This window comes from Citrobacter sp. KTE30 (assembly GCF_000398825.1).
Lineage (GTDB): Bacteria > Pseudomonadota > Gammaproteobacteria > Enterobacterales > Enterobacteriaceae > Citrobacter > Citrobacter freundii.
Genome location: NZ_KB976055.1, coordinates 2,305,695 through 2,321,321, shown reverse-complemented (window position 1 = coordinate 2,321,321; position 15,627 = coordinate 2,305,695). Strand labels below are relative to the sequence as shown.

General features: G+C 50.5%; 18 protein-coding genes. 11 read left to right on the top strand and 7 right to left on the bottom strand.

Annotated elements, in window-relative coordinates:
- Positions 1 to 102: 102 nt before the first annotated feature.
- From pspE to tyrR, 4 genes are all read left to right on the top strand, one after another.
- A complete protein-coding gene (gene pspE, locus WC1_RS12045) occupies positions 103 to 420 on the top strand; it encodes a thiosulfate sulfurtransferase PspE (RefSeq protein ID WP_003020447.1) in 318 nt (105 codons plus the stop codon).
- Positions 421 to 562: 142 nt separating this feature from the next.
- A complete protein-coding gene (locus WC1_RS12050) occupies positions 563 to 1,960 on the top strand; it encodes a YcjX family GTP-binding protein (protein WP_016150315.1) in 1,398 nt (465 codons plus the stop codon).
- Positions 1,957 to 3,018 carry a YcjF family protein gene (locus WC1_RS12055; RefSeq protein ID WP_016150314.1) on the top strand — a complete coding sequence of 354 codons (1,062 nt, stop codon included), beginning with the start codon at positions 1,957 to 1,959 and terminating at the stop codon, positions 3,016 to 3,018. Before WC1_RS12050 ends, WC1_RS12055 begins: the two co-directional genes overlap by 4 nt.
- 146 nt (positions 3,019 to 3,164) lie before the next feature.
- Positions 3,165 to 4,709, top strand: coding sequence for a transcriptional regulator TyrR (gene tyrR / locus WC1_RS12060; RefSeq protein WP_003020438.1), 1,545 nt, complete (start codon positions 3,165 to 3,167; stop codon positions 4,707 to 4,709).
- A gap of 53 nt (positions 4,710 to 4,762) precedes the next feature.
- Here the strand turns inward: tyrR and tpx are convergent, their stop codons facing one another.
- Complete coding sequence (tpx, locus tag WC1_RS12065; protein ID WP_003020437.1) at positions 4,763 to 5,269, bottom strand: thiol peroxidase; 507 nt, start codon at positions 5,267 to 5,269, stop codon at positions 4,763 to 4,765.
- A gap of 115 nt (positions 5,270 to 5,384) precedes the next feature.
- Between tpx and ycjG the strand changes: the two genes are divergently transcribed.
- Positions 5,385 to 6,350: an L-Ala-D/L-Glu epimerase gene (gene ycjG / locus WC1_RS12070; RefSeq protein ID WP_003840784.1), complete on the top strand. Its 966-nt coding sequence runs from the start codon at positions 5,385 to 5,387 to the stop codon at positions 6,348 to 6,350.
- Here the strand turns inward: ycjG and mpaA are convergent.
- Positions 6,325 to 7,053 carry a murein tripeptide amidase MpaA gene (mpaA, locus tag WC1_RS12075; protein ID WP_003020433.1) on the bottom strand — a complete coding sequence of 243 codons (729 nt, stop codon included), beginning with the start codon at positions 7,051 to 7,053 and terminating at the stop codon, positions 6,325 to 6,327. The genes ycjG and mpaA overlap by 26 nt on opposite strands.
- 184 nt (positions 7,054 to 7,237) lie before the next feature.
- Between mpaA and mppA the strand changes: the two genes are divergently transcribed.
- Entirely contained in the window at positions 7,238 to 8,851 is a 1,614-nt protein-coding gene (gene mppA, locus WC1_RS12080) for a murein tripeptide ABC transporter substrate-binding protein MppA (protein ID WP_003840789.1), read from the top strand.
- A 37-nt stretch (positions 8,852 to 8,888) separates the two neighbouring features.
- On the opposite strand, the gene WC1_RS12085 is transcribed toward mppA, so the two are convergent.
- Positions 8,889 to 9,452: a MarR family winged helix-turn-helix transcriptional regulator gene (locus WC1_RS12085; RefSeq protein WP_003840791.1), complete on the bottom strand. Its 564-nt coding sequence runs from the start codon at positions 9,450 to 9,452 to the stop codon at positions 8,889 to 8,891.
- A gap of 114 nt (positions 9,453 to 9,566) precedes the next feature.
- Between WC1_RS12085 and WC1_RS12090 the strand changes: the two genes are divergently transcribed.
- Positions 9,567 to 9,797 (top strand): glutaredoxin family protein, encoded by a 231-nt coding sequence (locus tag WC1_RS12090; protein ID WP_016150313.1) that lies wholly within the window; start codon positions 9,567 to 9,569, stop codon positions 9,795 to 9,797.
- Positions 9,798 to 9,863: 66 nt separating this feature from the next.
- Complete coding sequence (locus WC1_RS12095; RefSeq protein ID WP_016150312.1) at positions 9,864 to 10,148, top strand: Rho-binding antiterminator; 285 nt, start codon at positions 9,864 to 9,866, stop codon at positions 10,146 to 10,148.
- On the opposite strand, the gene WC1_RS12100 is transcribed toward WC1_RS12095, so the two are convergent.
- On the bottom strand, positions 10,145 to 10,915 hold the full coding sequence (locus WC1_RS12100) for a DeoR/GlpR family DNA-binding transcription regulator (RefSeq protein WP_003843948.1): 771 nt from the start codon (positions 10,913 to 10,915) through the stop codon (positions 10,145 to 10,147). The genes WC1_RS12095 and WC1_RS12100 overlap by 4 nt on opposite strands.
- 120 nt (positions 10,916 to 11,035) lie before the next feature.
- Here WC1_RS12100 and WC1_RS12105 point away from each other — a divergent pair, with 120 nt between their 5' ends.
- Together WC1_RS12105 and WC1_RS12110 are read left to right on the top strand one after the other, a co-directional pair.
- Entirely contained in the window at positions 11,036 to 11,419 is a 384-nt protein-coding gene (locus WC1_RS12105) for a VOC family protein (protein ID WP_016150311.1), read from the top strand.
- Positions 11,420 to 11,591: 172 nt separating this feature from the next.
- Entirely contained in the window at positions 11,592 to 12,101 is a 510-nt protein-coding gene (locus WC1_RS12110; RefSeq protein ID WP_016150310.1) for a zinc-binding dehydrogenase, read from the top strand.
- 37 nt (positions 12,102 to 12,138) lie between these two features.
- On the opposite strand, the gene WC1_RS12115 is transcribed toward WC1_RS12110, so the two are convergent.
- Positions 12,139 to 13,170 (bottom strand): mechanosensitive ion channel family protein, encoded by a 1,032-nt coding sequence (locus WC1_RS12115; protein WP_003843943.1) that lies wholly within the window; start codon positions 13,168 to 13,170, stop codon positions 12,139 to 12,141.
- 244 nt (positions 13,171 to 13,414) lie between these two features.
- On the opposite strand from WC1_RS12115, the gene WC1_RS12120 reads away from it, so the two are divergent.
- Positions 13,415 to 13,675 (top strand): DUF2534 family protein, encoded by a 261-nt coding sequence (locus WC1_RS12120; protein ID WP_003020403.1) that lies wholly within the window; start codon positions 13,415 to 13,417, stop codon positions 13,673 to 13,675.
- Between the two features lie 48 nt (positions 13,676 to 13,723).
- On the opposite strand, the gene uspE is transcribed toward WC1_RS12120, so the two are convergent.
- Positions 13,724 to 14,674 (bottom strand): universal stress protein UspE, encoded by a 951-nt coding sequence (gene uspE, locus WC1_RS12125; protein WP_003840808.1) that lies wholly within the window; start codon positions 14,672 to 14,674, stop codon positions 13,724 to 13,726.
- Positions 14,675 to 14,825: 151 nt separating this feature from the next.
- Complete coding sequence (fnr, locus tag WC1_RS12130) at positions 14,826 to 15,578, bottom strand: fumarate/nitrate reduction transcriptional regulator Fnr (RefSeq protein ID WP_003020397.1); 753 nt, start codon at positions 15,576 to 15,578, stop codon at positions 14,826 to 14,828.
- Positions 15,579 to 15,627 lie beyond the last annotated feature (49 nt).

The following is a 15,627-nucleotide window of genomic DNA, read 5'->3' as shown; positions in this document are numbered from 1 at the left end:
AATCGTCCACGGGTGCGGACGGTGATAATGCGGTCGCAATATTTTCTTAAGAACTGGCGTATAGTGTAAGGGTTAAATCCAACTATCAGTCAGGAAGATATTATGTTGAAGAAAAGCGTATTAGCGTTGGCACTGGTTATTGGCATGCCGGTTTATGCTGCCGAGCACTGGATTGATGTTCGCGTTCCTGAACAGTACCAACAGCAGCATATTCAGGGGGCTGTCAACATCCCGTTAAAAGAGATCAAGGCGCGTATCGTAACTGAAGTTCCAGATAAGAACGATACCGTGAAGCTCTATTGCAACTCCGGGCGTCAATCAGGGCAGGCGAAAGATATGCTGACTGAAATGGGCTACACGCAGGTGACCAACGAAGGTGGCATCAATCAGATAGCGCTTCCTAAAGTAGAGAATAAATAAACCGCCCACATTCATTCTGCTACAGGCGGTAAGAATAATGCCGCCTGATACAGCTCAGGTAGTTGATAAGTAAGAATTGACCCCTATCTTTACTTCCTGTTTGTTATAATTTCTTCGGTTCCTTCAGCAAAACGGGATGGCGATGAAGCGACTTAAAAATGAATTCAATTCGCTGGTTAATCGCGGCGTAGACCGGCATTTACGCCTGGCTGTCACCGGACTTAGCCGGAGCGGTAAAACGGCGTTTATCACCGCAATGGTAAATCAGTTACTCAATATTCATGCCGGTGCGCGTTTGCCGTTGCTCAGTTGCGTGCGCGAAGAGCGTCTGCTTGGCGTGAAACGGGTTCCACAACGCGACTTTGGTATTCCGCGCTTTACCTATGATGAAGGACTGGCGCAGCTGTATGGCTCTCCGCCGACCTGGCCGACACCAACGCGCGGTGTGAGTGAAATTCGTCTGGCGCTGCGTTACAAGTCTAATGACTCATTACTGCGCCACTTTAAAGACACCTCCACGCTGTACCTGGAAATCGTCGATTATCCGGGGGAGTGGCTACTCGATTTACCGATGCTGGCCCAGGATTATTTGAGCTGGTCGCGGCAAATGACCGGATTATTACAGGGTCAGCGTGGCGAATGGTCGGCAAAATGGCGGCAGTTAAGCCACGGGCTGGATCCACTGGCACCTGCTGACGAAAACCGTCTGGCGGAAATTGCTGCTGCCTGGACGGAGTATCTGCATCAATGCAAGCAGCAGGGACTGCACTTTATTCAGCCGGGCCGTTTTGTTCTGCCAGGAGATATGGCGGGCGCGCCTGCGTTGCAATTCTTCCCGTGGCCGGACGTTGATGCCTGGGGAGAATCGAAGCTGGCGCAGGCAGATAAACACACCAATGCGGGCATGCTGCGCGACAGGTTTAATTACTACTGTGAAAAAGTCGTGAAGGGATTTTATAAGAATCACTTCCTGCGCTTTGATCGTCAGATTGTGCTGGTCGATTGCCTGCAACCGCTCAACAGCGGGCCACAGGCGTTTAACGACATGCGTCTGGCGCTGACCCAACTGATGCAAAGTTTCCATTATGGACAGCGCACGCTGTTTCGTCGGCTGTTTTCTCCGGTGATCGACAAACTGCTGTTTGCCGCCACCAAAGCTGACCATGTCACGGTCGATCAGCACGCCAATATGGTGTCGCTTTTACAGCAGTTGATCCAGGATGCCTGGCAAAACGCTGCGTTCGAAGGCATCAGCATGGATTGTCTGGGGCTGGCATCGGTGCAGGCAACCACCAGCGGCCTGATCGATGTGAAGGGTGAGAAGATCCCCGCGCTGCGTGGTAATCGTCTGAGCGATGGCGAACCGCTGACGGTCTATCCTGGTGAAGTCCCCGCGCGTTTACCTGGACAAGCGTTTTGGGACAGCCAGGGCTTCCAGTTTGAGGCATTTCGCCCGCAGGTGATGGATGTCGATAAGCCCTTACCGCATATTCGTCTTGATACCGCGCTGGAGTTTTTAATAGGAGATAAATTGCGATGAGCGAGCCGTTAAAACCGCGTATCGATTTTTCAGGTCCGCTGGATGTGGAACAAAATGCGGCGTTTAAAGCGCAGCAGATGTTTAACGAAACGGAGGCGCAGACTTTTTCTCCGGCGACAGTGGATGAACCACTGGAAGACGAAGGTCAGGCAGAAGCCGTTATTGATGCGGCCCTTCGCCCTAAACGTAGTCTGTGGCGTAAGATGGTGATGGGTGGCCTGGCGCTGTTTGGCGTGAGCGTTGTCGCTCAGGGTTTGCAGTGGACCATGAATGCCTGGCAGACTCAGGATTGGGTCGCGCTGGGAGGATGTGCCGCAGGCGCATTGATTATCGGTGCAGGGGTTGGATCAGTGGCGACCGAATGGCGTCGGCTATGGCGATTGCGTCAGCGCGCGCACGAGCGCGATGAAGCGCGAGATCTGCTCCACAGCCATGGAACCGGAAAAGGCCGTGCATTTTGTGAAAAGCTGGCGCAGCAGGCGGGCATCGATCAGTCTCATCCGGCATTGCAGCGCTGGTATGCCTCAATTCATGAAACGCAGAACGATCGCGAAGTGGTCAGTCTATACGCCCATCTGGTGCAGCCGGTGCTGGATGCGCAAGCCCGGCGTGAGATTAGCCGTTCAGCGGCAGAGTCCACGCTGATGATTGCCGTCAGCCCGCTGGCGCTGGTGGATATGGCGTTTATCGCCTGGCGCAATCTGCGGCTGATTAATCGTATTGCTTCGCTGTATGGCATTGAGCTGGGTTATTACAGCCGCCTGCGTTTGTTCCGTCTGGTGCTGTTGAATATCGCTTTTGCCGGGGCCAGTGAACTGGTGCGGGAAGTAGGGATGGACTGGATGTCGCAGGATTTAGCCGCCCGCTTATCGACACGTGCAGCTCAGGGCATTGGCGCGGGCTTATTAACGGCGCGTCTGGGTATCAAAGCCATGGAACTATGCCGACCGCTACCGTGGATCGATGATGATAAGCCTCGGCTGGGTGATTTCCGCCGCCAACTGATTGGTCAGGTGAAAGAGACCTTACAAAAGAATAAATCTCCGCGCGAAAGTTAGCTATAAACAGGCGCCGATCGTTTAACTTTACGCCCCGGCGCCCAATTTTCCAGCTCGCTGTCAATATTTGTTGACAGAGTTCTTCCTGCAAACCAAATACTGGCTTATCATTTAACACATAATCCCTTGTCCAGGTGAAGGTTCCTATGCGTTTGGAAGTCTTTTGTGAAGACCGTCTTGGTCTGACCCGCGAACTGCTCGATTTACTGGTGCTGAGAAGCATTGATTTACGCGGTATCGAGATTGACCCCATCGGGCGAATTTACCTTAATTTTGCGGAGCTGGAGTTCACCAACTTCAGCAGTCTGATGGCTGAAATCCGTCGTATTTCAGGGGTTACGGATGTGCGTACCGTACCCTGGATGCCTTCCGAACGTGAACATCTGGCGCTGAGCGCGCTGCTTGAAGCGTTGCCAGAACCGGTCCTTTCTCTGGATATGAAAAGCAAAGTCGAGATGGCGAACCCTGCGAGCTGTCAGCTTTTCGCGCATACTCAGGATCGGATGCGCAATCATACCGCCGCCCAGTTAATAAATGGGTTTAACTTCCAGCGCTGGCTGGAAAGCAATCCGCAGGATTCCCAGAGCGAACATGTCGTGATTAACGGACAGAATTTCCTGATGGAAATTACGCCTGTCCATTTGCAGGGCGAAAATCAGGAGCAGATGCTGACCGGTGCGGTGGTGATGTTGCGCTCCACTATCCGAATGGGACGCCAGCTGCAAAATATGACTACGCAGGATCTCAGCGCGTTTAGCCAGATTATTGCCGTCAGCGCCAAAATGAAACATGTGGTGGAACAGGCGCGTAAGCTGGCGACGCTGAGCGCGCCGCTGCTGATTACCGGTAATACCGGCACCGGCAAAGATCTCTTTGCTCATGCCTGCCACCTGGCAAGTCCGCGTGCCTCAAAACCGTATCTGGCGCTGAACTGCGCGTCAATTCCTGAAGATGCGGTTGAAAGCGAGCTGTTTGGCCATGCGCCGGAAGGTAAAAAAGGCTTCTTTGAGCAGGCGAATGGCGGTTCGGTTCTGTTAGATGAAATTGGCGAAATGTCGCCACGTATGCAGACCAAATTGCTGCGTTTTCTCAATGACGGCACGTTCCGTCGTGTGGGAGAAGATCACGAAGTTCATGTTGATGTTCGCGTGATTTGCGCAACGCAAAAGAACCTTGTGGAACTGGTGCAGAAAGGACTTTTCCGTGAAGACCTCTATTATCGTCTTAATGTACTAACGCTAAACCTGCCGCCGCTGCGCGATTGCCCACAAGATATTATGCCGCTTACCGAACTGTTTGTGGCGCGTTTTGCCGACGAGCAGGGCGTGCCGCGTCCGAAACTGTCCGCAGATCTCAGCACGGTACTAACTCGTTATGGCTGGCCGGGCAACGTGCGTCAGCTTAAAAATGCGATCTACCGGGCGCTGACCCAGCTAGAAGGCTATGAGCTACGACCACAGGATATTTTGCTGCCGGATTACGATGCGGCAACGGTTGCTGTCGGAGAAGAGGTGATGGAAGGGTCGCTGGATGAAATCACCAGCCGCTTTGAACGCTCCGTGCTGACGCAGCTGTATATGAATTATCCCAGCACGCGCAAGCTGGCCAAGCGCTTGGGTGTTTCGCATACTGCAATTGCCAATAAATTGCGTGAGTATGGACTGAGCCAGCAGAAAAAAAGCGAAGAGTAATGCCGTAAATGAAAATGCCTCCATGCGGAGGCATTTTTGTATGCAGACGCAGCTTACGCTTTCAGTACGTCCAGCGCAGCAGTGTAGTCTGGTTCGTTGGTGATTTCATTGACCAGCTGGCTGAAAACAACGTTATCATTTTCATCAATAACGACCACGGCACGTGCGGCCAGGCCTTTCAGCGGGCCTTCAGCGATTTCAACACCGTAGTTTTTCAGGAATTCTGCGTTGCGCAGGGTGGACAGCGTGATAACGTTGCTCAGACCTTCCGCGCCGCAAAAACGAGAGTGGGCGAATGGCAGGTCGGCTGAGATGCACAGTACGACGGTATTGTCGATTTCTGTCGCCAGTTGGTTAAACTTACGTACCGATGCCGCGCAAACGCCGGTATCGATGCTTGGGAAAATATTCAGCACTTTGCGCTTGCCTGCGAACTGGCCCAGCGTAACGTCAGACAGGTCTTTAGCCACAAGGGTAAAAGCCTGAGCTTTGCTTCCAGCCTGAGGAATAGAGCCGGCAACTGCAACCGGGTTGCCCTGGAAATGAACGGTTTGTGACATGGTTATCTTCCTGTTTACATATAGTTAACGTCGAGGCTAGTTTATGCCATCAGCAGTTAACACGGCAAACGCTATTTGCGGATATCCGCTTCAGGGACTGCATTAAGGAAAACAAATGAGAACAGTTAAGGTATATGAGGAAGCCTGGCCGCTGCACACTCCCTTTGTCATTGCCCGTGGGAGCCGGACCGAAGCGCATGTGGTGGTTGTCGAAGTGGAAGAAAACGGCGTCACAGGTATTGGCGAGTGCACACCGTACCCGCGCTACGGTGAAAGCGATGCCTCAGTGCTGGCGCAAATTATGAGCATTGCGCCACAACTGGAAAACGGAATGACGCGTGAAGAGCTGCAAAAGCAGCTGCCAGCGGGGGCAGCGCGTAATGCCGTGGATTGCGCGTTGTGGGATCTAAGCGCGCGTCAACAGCAGCAGTCGCTGGCGGAATTAGTGGGAAGTGAACTGGCGGAAGTGGTGACTACGGCGCAAACCGTAGTGATTGGCTCGCCGGAACAAATGGCTGCGAGCGCGGCTGCGCTGTGGGAAAATGGCGCGAAATTGCTGAAAGTTAAACTGGATGCTCGCTTGATTAGTGAGCGAATGGTTGCCATTCGTGCGGCTGTTCCTGACGCCACGATTATTGTCGACGCCAACGAATCCTGGCGGGCAGAAGGCCTTGCGGCACGCTGTCAGCTGCTGGCTGATTTAGGGGTTGCGATGCTGGAGCAGCCGCTGCCGGCGCAGGATGATGCCGCGCTGGAGAATTTTGTACATCCGCTACCCATCTGCGCAGATGAAAGCTGCCACACCCGTAGCAGTCTGAAAGCGCTGCACGGACGCTATGAAATGGTTAATATCAAACTGGACAAAACAGGCGGCCTGACGGAAGCGCTCGCGCTGGCAACCGAAGCACGCGAGCAGGGATTTGCGCTGATGCTGGGCTGTATGCTGTGTACCTCCCGGGCGATCGGCGCGGCGTTACCCCTTACACCACTGGTTAGCTTTGCCGATCTTGATGGCCCAACGTGGCTTGCCACCGATGCGGTGCCAGCCCTGCATTTTACGACCGGGCAGCTCCATCTCTAGGGTGCCAGCGCAGGAGATTGGACATGGCCAGCAGGTATTTTTCGCTCGCTTCATCCGATGAAATGGGCGGAAATTCGGCGGTTATACAGTGTAAGTTTAGGTCTGCGCACCAGCTACCAAAAGAGCCGGGCGTTTCATAACCTACACTGGTGACCAGAGGCAATTCAAACGATTGTGCCAGCCACGCGCCCAGCTCGCTGCTTCTGGGATCTTCAATACAGGCCAGTGGATCGTGAAAAGAGACTACCCAGGCGGGATGAATTCGGTGAATAAGCTGACACAATGCCTGGGTTTCTGGTTCCGAGCCCGGATGATCGCCGGTCAACAACACCACATCACGCTCTTCTGCGCTACTGTTCCAGCGATACACCGTTTCGCCTGCTTTCCAGTTTGCGGCGGGAAAGTTACGGTTAAGATCGACGCCGTTCGCATTTGCGCGCAGCCCAAGCTGGCAACCGTCAGGGTTTACGGCTAGCACCACATGATGGCGACGCAGGGAAGGGTTAAGCGTACGCAATGCGCAGGAAAGGGTAACGACCGAGGAGTTTTCGTCGCCGTGCGTTCCCGCCAGTATCAGGCCGCTTTCACGATCGGCTGCCAGTGCAGGAAACCAGATTAGCGGTGCGCCTAACAATGAACGTCCGTAATGTTCGGTTCCAGGTGGGAATGCGCCGCGCTCGGCACGGGGACGGGTAACGGTCATAGTCATCTCTGAATGCTTGGATTGTTACTCGCAGTGTTGTGCAAAATGTATGGATAATCAAATCGTTTTCACACACTTATCTTTTCAGGTGTAATATCACTTTCTTGTCGGAAGTTAATTGCATTTCCTGCTGGCGATACAAATAATTACACATTCACTTAGTAGCCGGAATCGAGGGTATCTTATGCAGCATTCTGTTTCAGTAACCTGTTGTGCGTTGTTGGTTAGCAGCATTTCTTTATCCTGGGCTGCTGATGTTCCCAGCGGAACGGTACTGGCAGAGAAACAAGAACTGGTGCGTCATATAAAAGACGAACCGGCGTCGCTTGATCCGGCAAAGGCCGTCGGGCTCCCTGAGATTCAGGTAATTCGTGATTTATTTGAAGGGCTGGTCAACCAGAATGAGAAGGGTGAGATCGTACCTGGCGTCGCTACCCAGTGGAAGAGTAACGATAACCGCATCTGGACGTTTACGCTGCGCGACAATGCGCAATGGGCGGATGGTACGCCCGTAACGGCGCAGGATTTTGTCTACAGCTGGCAGCGTCTGGTTGATCCAAAAACGCTGTCGCCGTTTGCCTGGTTTGCTGCGCTGGCGGGCATTAATAATGCTCAGGCTATTATCGATGGCAAAGCCACGCCTGATAAACTTGGCGTTAGTGCTGTCGATGCACGGACATTGAAAGTTCAACTGGATAAACCGCTGCCCTGGTTTGCCAATCTGACGGCGAGTTTTGCATTTTATCCGGTACAAAAAGCCAACGTTGAGAGCGGCAAAGAGTGGACCAAACCGGGTAACCTGATTGGTAACGGCGCCTATGTGCTAAAAAATCGCGTCGTGAACGAAAAACTGGAAGTTGTCCCGAACACGCATTATTGGGACAACGCCAAAACAGTGCTGCAAAAAGTTACCTTCCTGCCAATTAACCAGGAATCGGCAGCGACCAAACGCTATCTTGCTGGTGATATTGATATCACGGAATCCTTCCCGAAAAATATGTACCAGAAACTGCTGAAGGATATCCCGGGTCAGGTTTACACCCCGCCGCAGCTTGGTACTTATTATTATGCCTTTAATACCCAGAAGGGACCGACTGCCGATTCACGCGTGCGTCTGGCGCTCAGCATGACTATCGATCGTCGCCTGATGGCGGAGAAGGTGCTGGGTACCGGTGAGAAGCCAGCATGGCATTTTACGCCGGATGTAACGGCAGGATTTGTGCCGGAACCTTCACCGTTTGAGCAAATGAGTCAGGAAGAATTGAACGCGCAGGCGAAAACGCTGCTGCGTGCGGCGGGCTATGGTCCACAGAAACCGCTTAAACTGACGCTGCTGTACAACACCTCAGAAAATCATCAGAAGATTGCTATCGCAGTGGCTTCTATGTGGAAGAAAAACCTTGGTGTTGACGTGAAACTGCAGAACCAGGAATGGAAAACCTATATTGATAGTCGTAATACCGGCAACTTTGATGTGATCCGTGCCTCCTGGGTGGGTGACTACAATGAACCTTCTACGTTCTTGTCGCTATTAACATCGACCCATACGGGCAATATCTCCCGCTTTAATAATCCGGCATACGATAAAGTGTTGACCCAGGCTACTCTGGAGAATACAGAAAAAGCGCGGAATGCTGATTATAACGCTGCGGAGAAAATTCTGATGGAACAGGCGCCTATTGCGCCGATCTATCAGTACACTAATGGGCGTTTAATTAAACCGTGGCTGAAAGGGTATCCGATTACTAACCCTGAAGATGTGGCCTATAGCCGCACAATGTATATCGTTAAGCACTGACAGAGATAATGGCTGGTGTGATTTTGCATCAGCCATTCTACGTTTCCGGCGGTTGATGCTCACGGCAAATCAGCAACGAGTCTTCTTCACTTAATCTCTCTTTCGTCAGATTACAAAATCCCTGGCCGTCAATTTTTTGGTGGAACCGACAGCTATGGCAAAGACCAAAGCCAGGCACATTGTTGGTCCTCTGGATCCCGCGTAACAGTTCTAACAGCAGCTCTCTGAGTACGCTCGCCCGTTCACCCATTGCCGATTCACCCTCCACTAAAAACGTGGGGGGCAGCAGGGCTTCCAATAAGGTATTGGCCGACTCACTTAAGTGTAGATGGACGCTACGTTTATCACGGTCATCCGGTTTGCGAACAATCAACCCTTTGTTTTCCAACAGCTTCAGCGATTGCGACACGGTACCTTTGGTGAGACCAAGGTAGTCTGTCACGCCAAGCGGCGTATTGGAATAACGGTTACAACGGGCCAGATACATTAACGCACTAAGTTGTACTGGCTGGAGATCCACCAGTAAAGGATGCTGGCGAAACCACATCCGTGTCAGGCTGGAAAGCCGGTCAAGTACGTCGAAAAGTGACATGTCGGTCATAACAAATCCTCCTCGGCATATAGTATCGATTGAAAACTATATTGACAAAGAATAAAAGCAACGTACTATAAATTATAGTATCGAATCGATACTATAATCTAAAGGAGATGTATCATGACTAAAGCTCGTTTCTATCATGCAGGTTGCCCGGTTTGTGTTTCCGCAGAACAAGCTCTTCTGCAGCACTTGTCTGCGGATGTTGAAATCGATGTGGTTCATCTGGGAGAGCATCCTGATCGGGTTACCGAGGCTGAAGTGGCTGGCGTGAAATCTGTGCCGGCGCTGGTGATTGACGGCAATGTGCTGCATATTAATTTTGGCGCTCCCATTGAAGCGTTGAAATAGCTGGATAGTTCGGGAAGTTGCGTTGGCGATTTCCCGAATATACAAGACGTTGGGGAAGGTAACGCGATGAAAACGACCGAAGAGTATCACCCGATAGATTGCGATCTTCATGATTATCTGGAAATCGCCTGCATGTACCACTATTGGTTGCGCATTGAACTAACGGATGGCACATGTTTTGATGCTAAAGCGTTGACGACGTGTACCACCGTGGAAAAAGAAGAATTTCTGGTAGTGGGGCAATCTGAAAATCAGCAAAAAATCCGTCTGGATTGTCTGTCAGCTATCACCGCGCTGACGCCAGGAGCGACGTTTAGCACAGTAAGTTTTCAGAGAGCCTGCCGCGGTTAGACGGTATAAATCCGAATATCGTGCGCCTGGAATGCTGTGGCGTACTCTTTGCTGATGTTGTCCTCTACAACAATCACATCAATATTGCTGCTTTCGGTAACGACATATCGGGCGACGGCTGGGATTTTTTCAGCGGTTAGCGCGACGATAGTTTCATTACATTGTTTGATCACCGCTTTTTTGAACTCACAATCCGCGTAATCAAACCCCGTTAAGCCGGATTCAGGCGACATCGCACAGCCGCCAATAAATCCCTGATCGAATAAAATGTCCTGCACTTGCGCGATGGCGGAAGCTCCCACACACCCGCCAGAAGATCTCTGTACCGCGCCGCCCAGCATAATGACCTCAAACAGCGGTTTTTTTAGCAAAACGGCGGCAATCTCCGGTGAATTTGTCACCACGGTTAACGCCAGTTCGGCGGGCAGAGCTTCTGCCATCGCCAGATTGGTGCTACCCGTGTCGATAAAAATACAGCTTCCGGATTTGACCAGTCTGGCACATCGCTGCGCGATGTTGCTCTTTTTGGCCACATTAATACCCTTGCGCACGGCAATGTCTTCGGATTCAGGGAGTGCAATTACCGCGCCACCATAGACCTTCTTGCACACGCCATCTTTGCTCAATTCATGCAAGTCACGACGAATTGTATGTTCAGAAACACCTAATCGGTTCGCGAGTTCAGAACAAATGACTCTGCCGTTTTCTTGCAGGATCTGATAGATAAGCGCCTGGCGCTGTTCCGGGAATGCGGCGTAATCGAGCATAGATACTCCAGGTAAAATAAACATCGAGCAATAAAGTGCATGATCGTGCATTATGATTAACGATGTCAACATCCCTTACAGGGACCGTACTATTCTGGATACAACGGAAAGAGGTAAGCTATGAAAATTGCGCATATGGCGTTATGGACACAGAATCTCGAGCAGCAAGCTCGCTTCTGGGTCTCATTTTTTGACGGTAAGATCAACGAGAAATACTGCAGTAAAACCAACCCTGGGTTTGAATCTTATTTTGTCAAAATTGGCGAGGATATTGCAATTGAGTTAATGACCAAATCGGGTCTTGTCGGGCAGCAACCTGACAATAATCGTTGCGGATGGGTACACCTCGCCATTTCTGTTGGCGGCAATGAAAATGTTGATGCCGTTGCAATGCAAGCGCAGAAACAGGGGATATTAGTCTCAGGTCCGCGCACTACGGGCGATGGTTATTACGAAGCGGTGATAAAAGATCCTGACGGCAATTTAATCGAGATTGTGGCGTAAGTCATCAATCAGTAACCTGCAAATAAAGAGTACCTGCTGCTTATTATTGATGAGCCCAGCTCATAAGTTTGTCTTTCTTTTCCTCTCTAATCACCGACACGTCGAGTCTCTATAATTTTACTGTTTTCAGCCCCCGGTGGTGCAATGTTGCCACCGCTCTGGAGAGTCGAATATGCAATACCAACTGGATGCGGGACTCACGCTCAACAAACTTGCAAATGCACTGGGCGCGGAAGTTACGCTGTTTACGCGTTCACCGGGCAAAGAAGCTGATGCCAGACGTTTGGGTGCCAGTCATGTTGTGCTTTCCACTGACAGTGAGCAGATGAAAGCGACAGCGAATCAGTTTGATCTGATTATCGATACTGTGCCCTACGTTCATGACCTGAACCCGTATATCCCAACCCTGGCACTAAGCGGTACGCTGGTGCTGGTTGGTTATCTCGGTGCGTTGGATCCGTTTCTGAATACGGTTCCCCTGATCCTTGGACGTAGGTCTGTGGCGGGTTCAGTTATTGGCGGTATTGCCGAAACGCAAGAGATGCTCGATTTTTGCGGTCAGCATGGTATTACCGCCGATGTTGAAGTGATCAATATTCAGGATATTAATCATGCCTGGCAGCGGATGTTGAAAAGCGATGTGCAATACCGCTTTGTAATTGATATTGCCTCATTGAAATAAGTACAAAAAAGACGCGGATTTCCGCGTCTTTTTTTTGTTAGTGTGTCGACGGCGATGCTTCAGGATTATCCATATACAGCGTCTGGCTGGGGAACGCAAAGTCGGCGCCATTTGCCTGGACTATCGTGATAATCTTTAAATAAACGTCTTGCTGTACCGCGAGCCATTCCTTCCAGACGGTGGTTTTCGTGAAGCAATACACCATGATATTCAACGATGAATCGGCAAATTCATTAAAATAGACCAACAGAGTTTGTTTCTGGTCTATTCCTGGATGGTTTTGCAGCATTTCTCTGACCGACTCGACAACAGCACCGACTTTATCGGCATCCTCATATCGTAACCCGATCACCGTTTTAATACGCCGGTTGGTCATGCGCCCTGGATTTTCTACGCTGATGGAGGAGAAAATCGAGTTTGGCACATACAACGGACGATGGTCGAAGGTGTTTATTTTAGTCATTCGCCAGCCAATTTCGGCCACTGTGCCTTCAATATTGCGGTCCGGGGAGCGGATCCAGTCGCCGATGCTAAACGGTCTGTCGAAATAGAGCATAATACCTGAGAAGAAGTTGCTCAGAATATCTTTCCCCGCCATACCCACAGCGATACCGCCAATGCCGCCAAAGGTTAACAGGCCGGATAAGCTCATACCGAAGTGTTCGCCATACAGTAAAATGATGGCAACCACGATGGTAATTTTGATGATACGCGACAGGATCCTCGCGCTGGTGATATCTCTGCCTTTATTAATCTGCGTCTTTTCAAACTGATTAATCACCAGAAAAAGTTTGATGGTCAGGATTAACGCAATCAATGAGGTGCAGATAAAGTCGACCACGCTGGGGGAGATAAATTTCAGGCTGTAACTTTCGATAACGTTATTAGCAATGCTGCCAAACGTCCCAATGATAATGGCATAGACAAAAAATTGTGCGGCATGAAATATGAATCCTTTGCAGCGACGCTCTCCACGATGATACCAGACGCTCATCAGGACCAGCGCGGCACAGCAGCTGAGAATTACCGTCAAATTAAACGCATTATTCATAAACAGTTCAGCGATCATGATTCTTCCTGGCAACTCCATGTTATCTAAATATCATCTGACATCTTAATCCCCAGATATTTTACTCAGTTAGGGCGGTCAGATCATTAATCAAAAGGAGAGATAAATAATGCAATCAGCGTTATTTTCAGCGAAATAGTGCTGACGTCAACCCAGTATGCGGTTTATGTAGCAGACAGTCAGTTGATGTCATGGTATTGTTAGCGCAAAGTAACAAGGTTTTCATCTGCAAAAGGACAGTACTATGATCATGGCTAAGCTGAAAACAGCGAAGGGACGGAAATTTTTGTTGTGCCTGCTTGGAGTGTTTATTATCGCAGCGTCGGTCGTGACGCGCGCGACGATCGGCGGCGTTATTGAACAGTATGACATTCCGCTATCCGACTGGACCGCTTCAATGTATGCCATTCAATCTGCAATGATTTGTGTCTACAGCATGGTGTTTACGATTCTGTTGGCTATCCCGCTTGGTATCTATTTCCTCGGCGGCGAGGAGCAACACTAGGCGTTTAAAATGCCGGATGATATCGCCATCCGGCATTTTATTATGTGGTTAATCGTCTTCTTCGTCGTCCAGTTCAACTGGCGTCTGATATTCATCTGGCTTGATGACCAGCAGGTCACAGCGTAGATGATCGATAACCTGTTCCGCGGTATTACCAAGAAACGCGGCAGAAATACCGGTACGTCCGACGGTCCCCAATACCACAATACCTGCCTGTAAGTGCTCGGCTAAATCAGGAATGACCTCTTCAGGTAAGCCTTTTTCAACGTGCGTCACTTTCTCATCAATACTGAATTTCTGGCGTAGCGCCTTCATGGCCAGCAGATGCTGTCCACGGATTGCGTCGTTATAAACGCTGGGATCAAATTCAGGCAGTTCAATCGCGATGTTGATTGGCGTAACAGGGTAGGCGCCTACCAGATGCACTTCGGTATGGTTAACCTGTTCTGCAAGCTGTAGCGTCTCTTTGACCAGTTTTTCATTGAGCGCGTTGTGATAAGCCTCTTCACTGGCGAGGTTTACTGCAACCAGTGCTTTACCCCCTTCAGGCCATGGCTGGTCTTTCACCATCCATACCGGACTTGGACATTTACGCAATAAATGCCAGTCGGTTGGCGTAAATATTACGGCTTCGAGGCGGTCGTGTTGGTGCGCCATCTTGAGGACCAGGTCATGCTTGGCGCTGATGACTTCCTGGATAATGGCTTCAAAGGGTCGGTTATGCCAGACCACTTTAATCTCCAGAGGGATCCCTGCTTCGATATAGTATTTCGCTTGTTCACGTATCCATGCAGTTCGCTGGCTGATAACCCCCTGACGCATTGCCGTACGCTCATCGGGCGACAGCAGGGTAGTCATCTCATAGGAAAAGTCATAGATCGGCAAAAAGGCTTTAATTTTGCCACCAATCCGTTGATGCAAATAAACAGCTCGCCGTAATGCTGGTTGATCGTCCTGGTTCGGGTCGATGACGACCAGCATATTTTTATACATAGCCATACAGGGTCTCCTTACAACTGTCATCGCAGTTTGTAACTAAAAGAGTAACCCAATAATGTGGTTTGAAACAGGGAATAACCTCCTGCCAGATCAATAAATCGGGATAATTTAGCGATTTGACAGAAGGATAACAGAGATGCTTGCGGAAAGATTACGCAACGTTACGCGTATGGCCAGCAAGAACTGCCAGCGCGTCGCTATTCTCAATAGTGATGTATTTGCCTTTCACCGCCAGCATACCGCTTTTCTGGAAACGACCCAGCAGGCGGCTGATGGTTTCAACCGTCAGACCGAGGTAGTTACCGATGTCGCCACGGGTCATGGTCAGGCGGAATTCACGAGGCGAGAATCCACGCTGGGCAAAGCGACGAGACAAATTGTAGATAAAGGCCGCCAGGCGCTCTTCAGCGTTTTTCTTCGACAACAACAGGATCATATCCTGGTCGCCTTTGATTTCGCCACTCATCAGACGCATCATCTGCTGACGCAGATTTGGCATTTTGCCGGACAGGTCATCAAGGGTTTCGAAAGGAATTTCGCATACCATCGAGGTTTCCAGCGCCTGAGCAAAGCTCGGGTGATGTCCGCTGCCAATCGCGTCAAAACCGACCAGATCGCCCGCCAGATGGAAGCCAGTAATCTGCTCATCGCCTTGTTCGGTAATGGTATAGCTTTTAATCGTTCCGGAGCGGATAGCATAGAGTGATTTAAGCTCATCACCTGCTTTAAAGAGCGTCTGCCCCTTTTGGATAGGCTTTTTGCGCTCGATGATGTTATCGAGCTGGTCAAGCTCATGCTCGTTAAGTGTGAACGGGATGCAAAGCTGGCTGATGCTGCAATCCTGGCAATGGATAGCACAACCGCCAGACTGAATGCGCCGTATAATTCGCTTTTCCGGGATCATAGGTCTGCTCAAGCCGTAATTGATATTTGTCAATTTTAACATCTTTTTG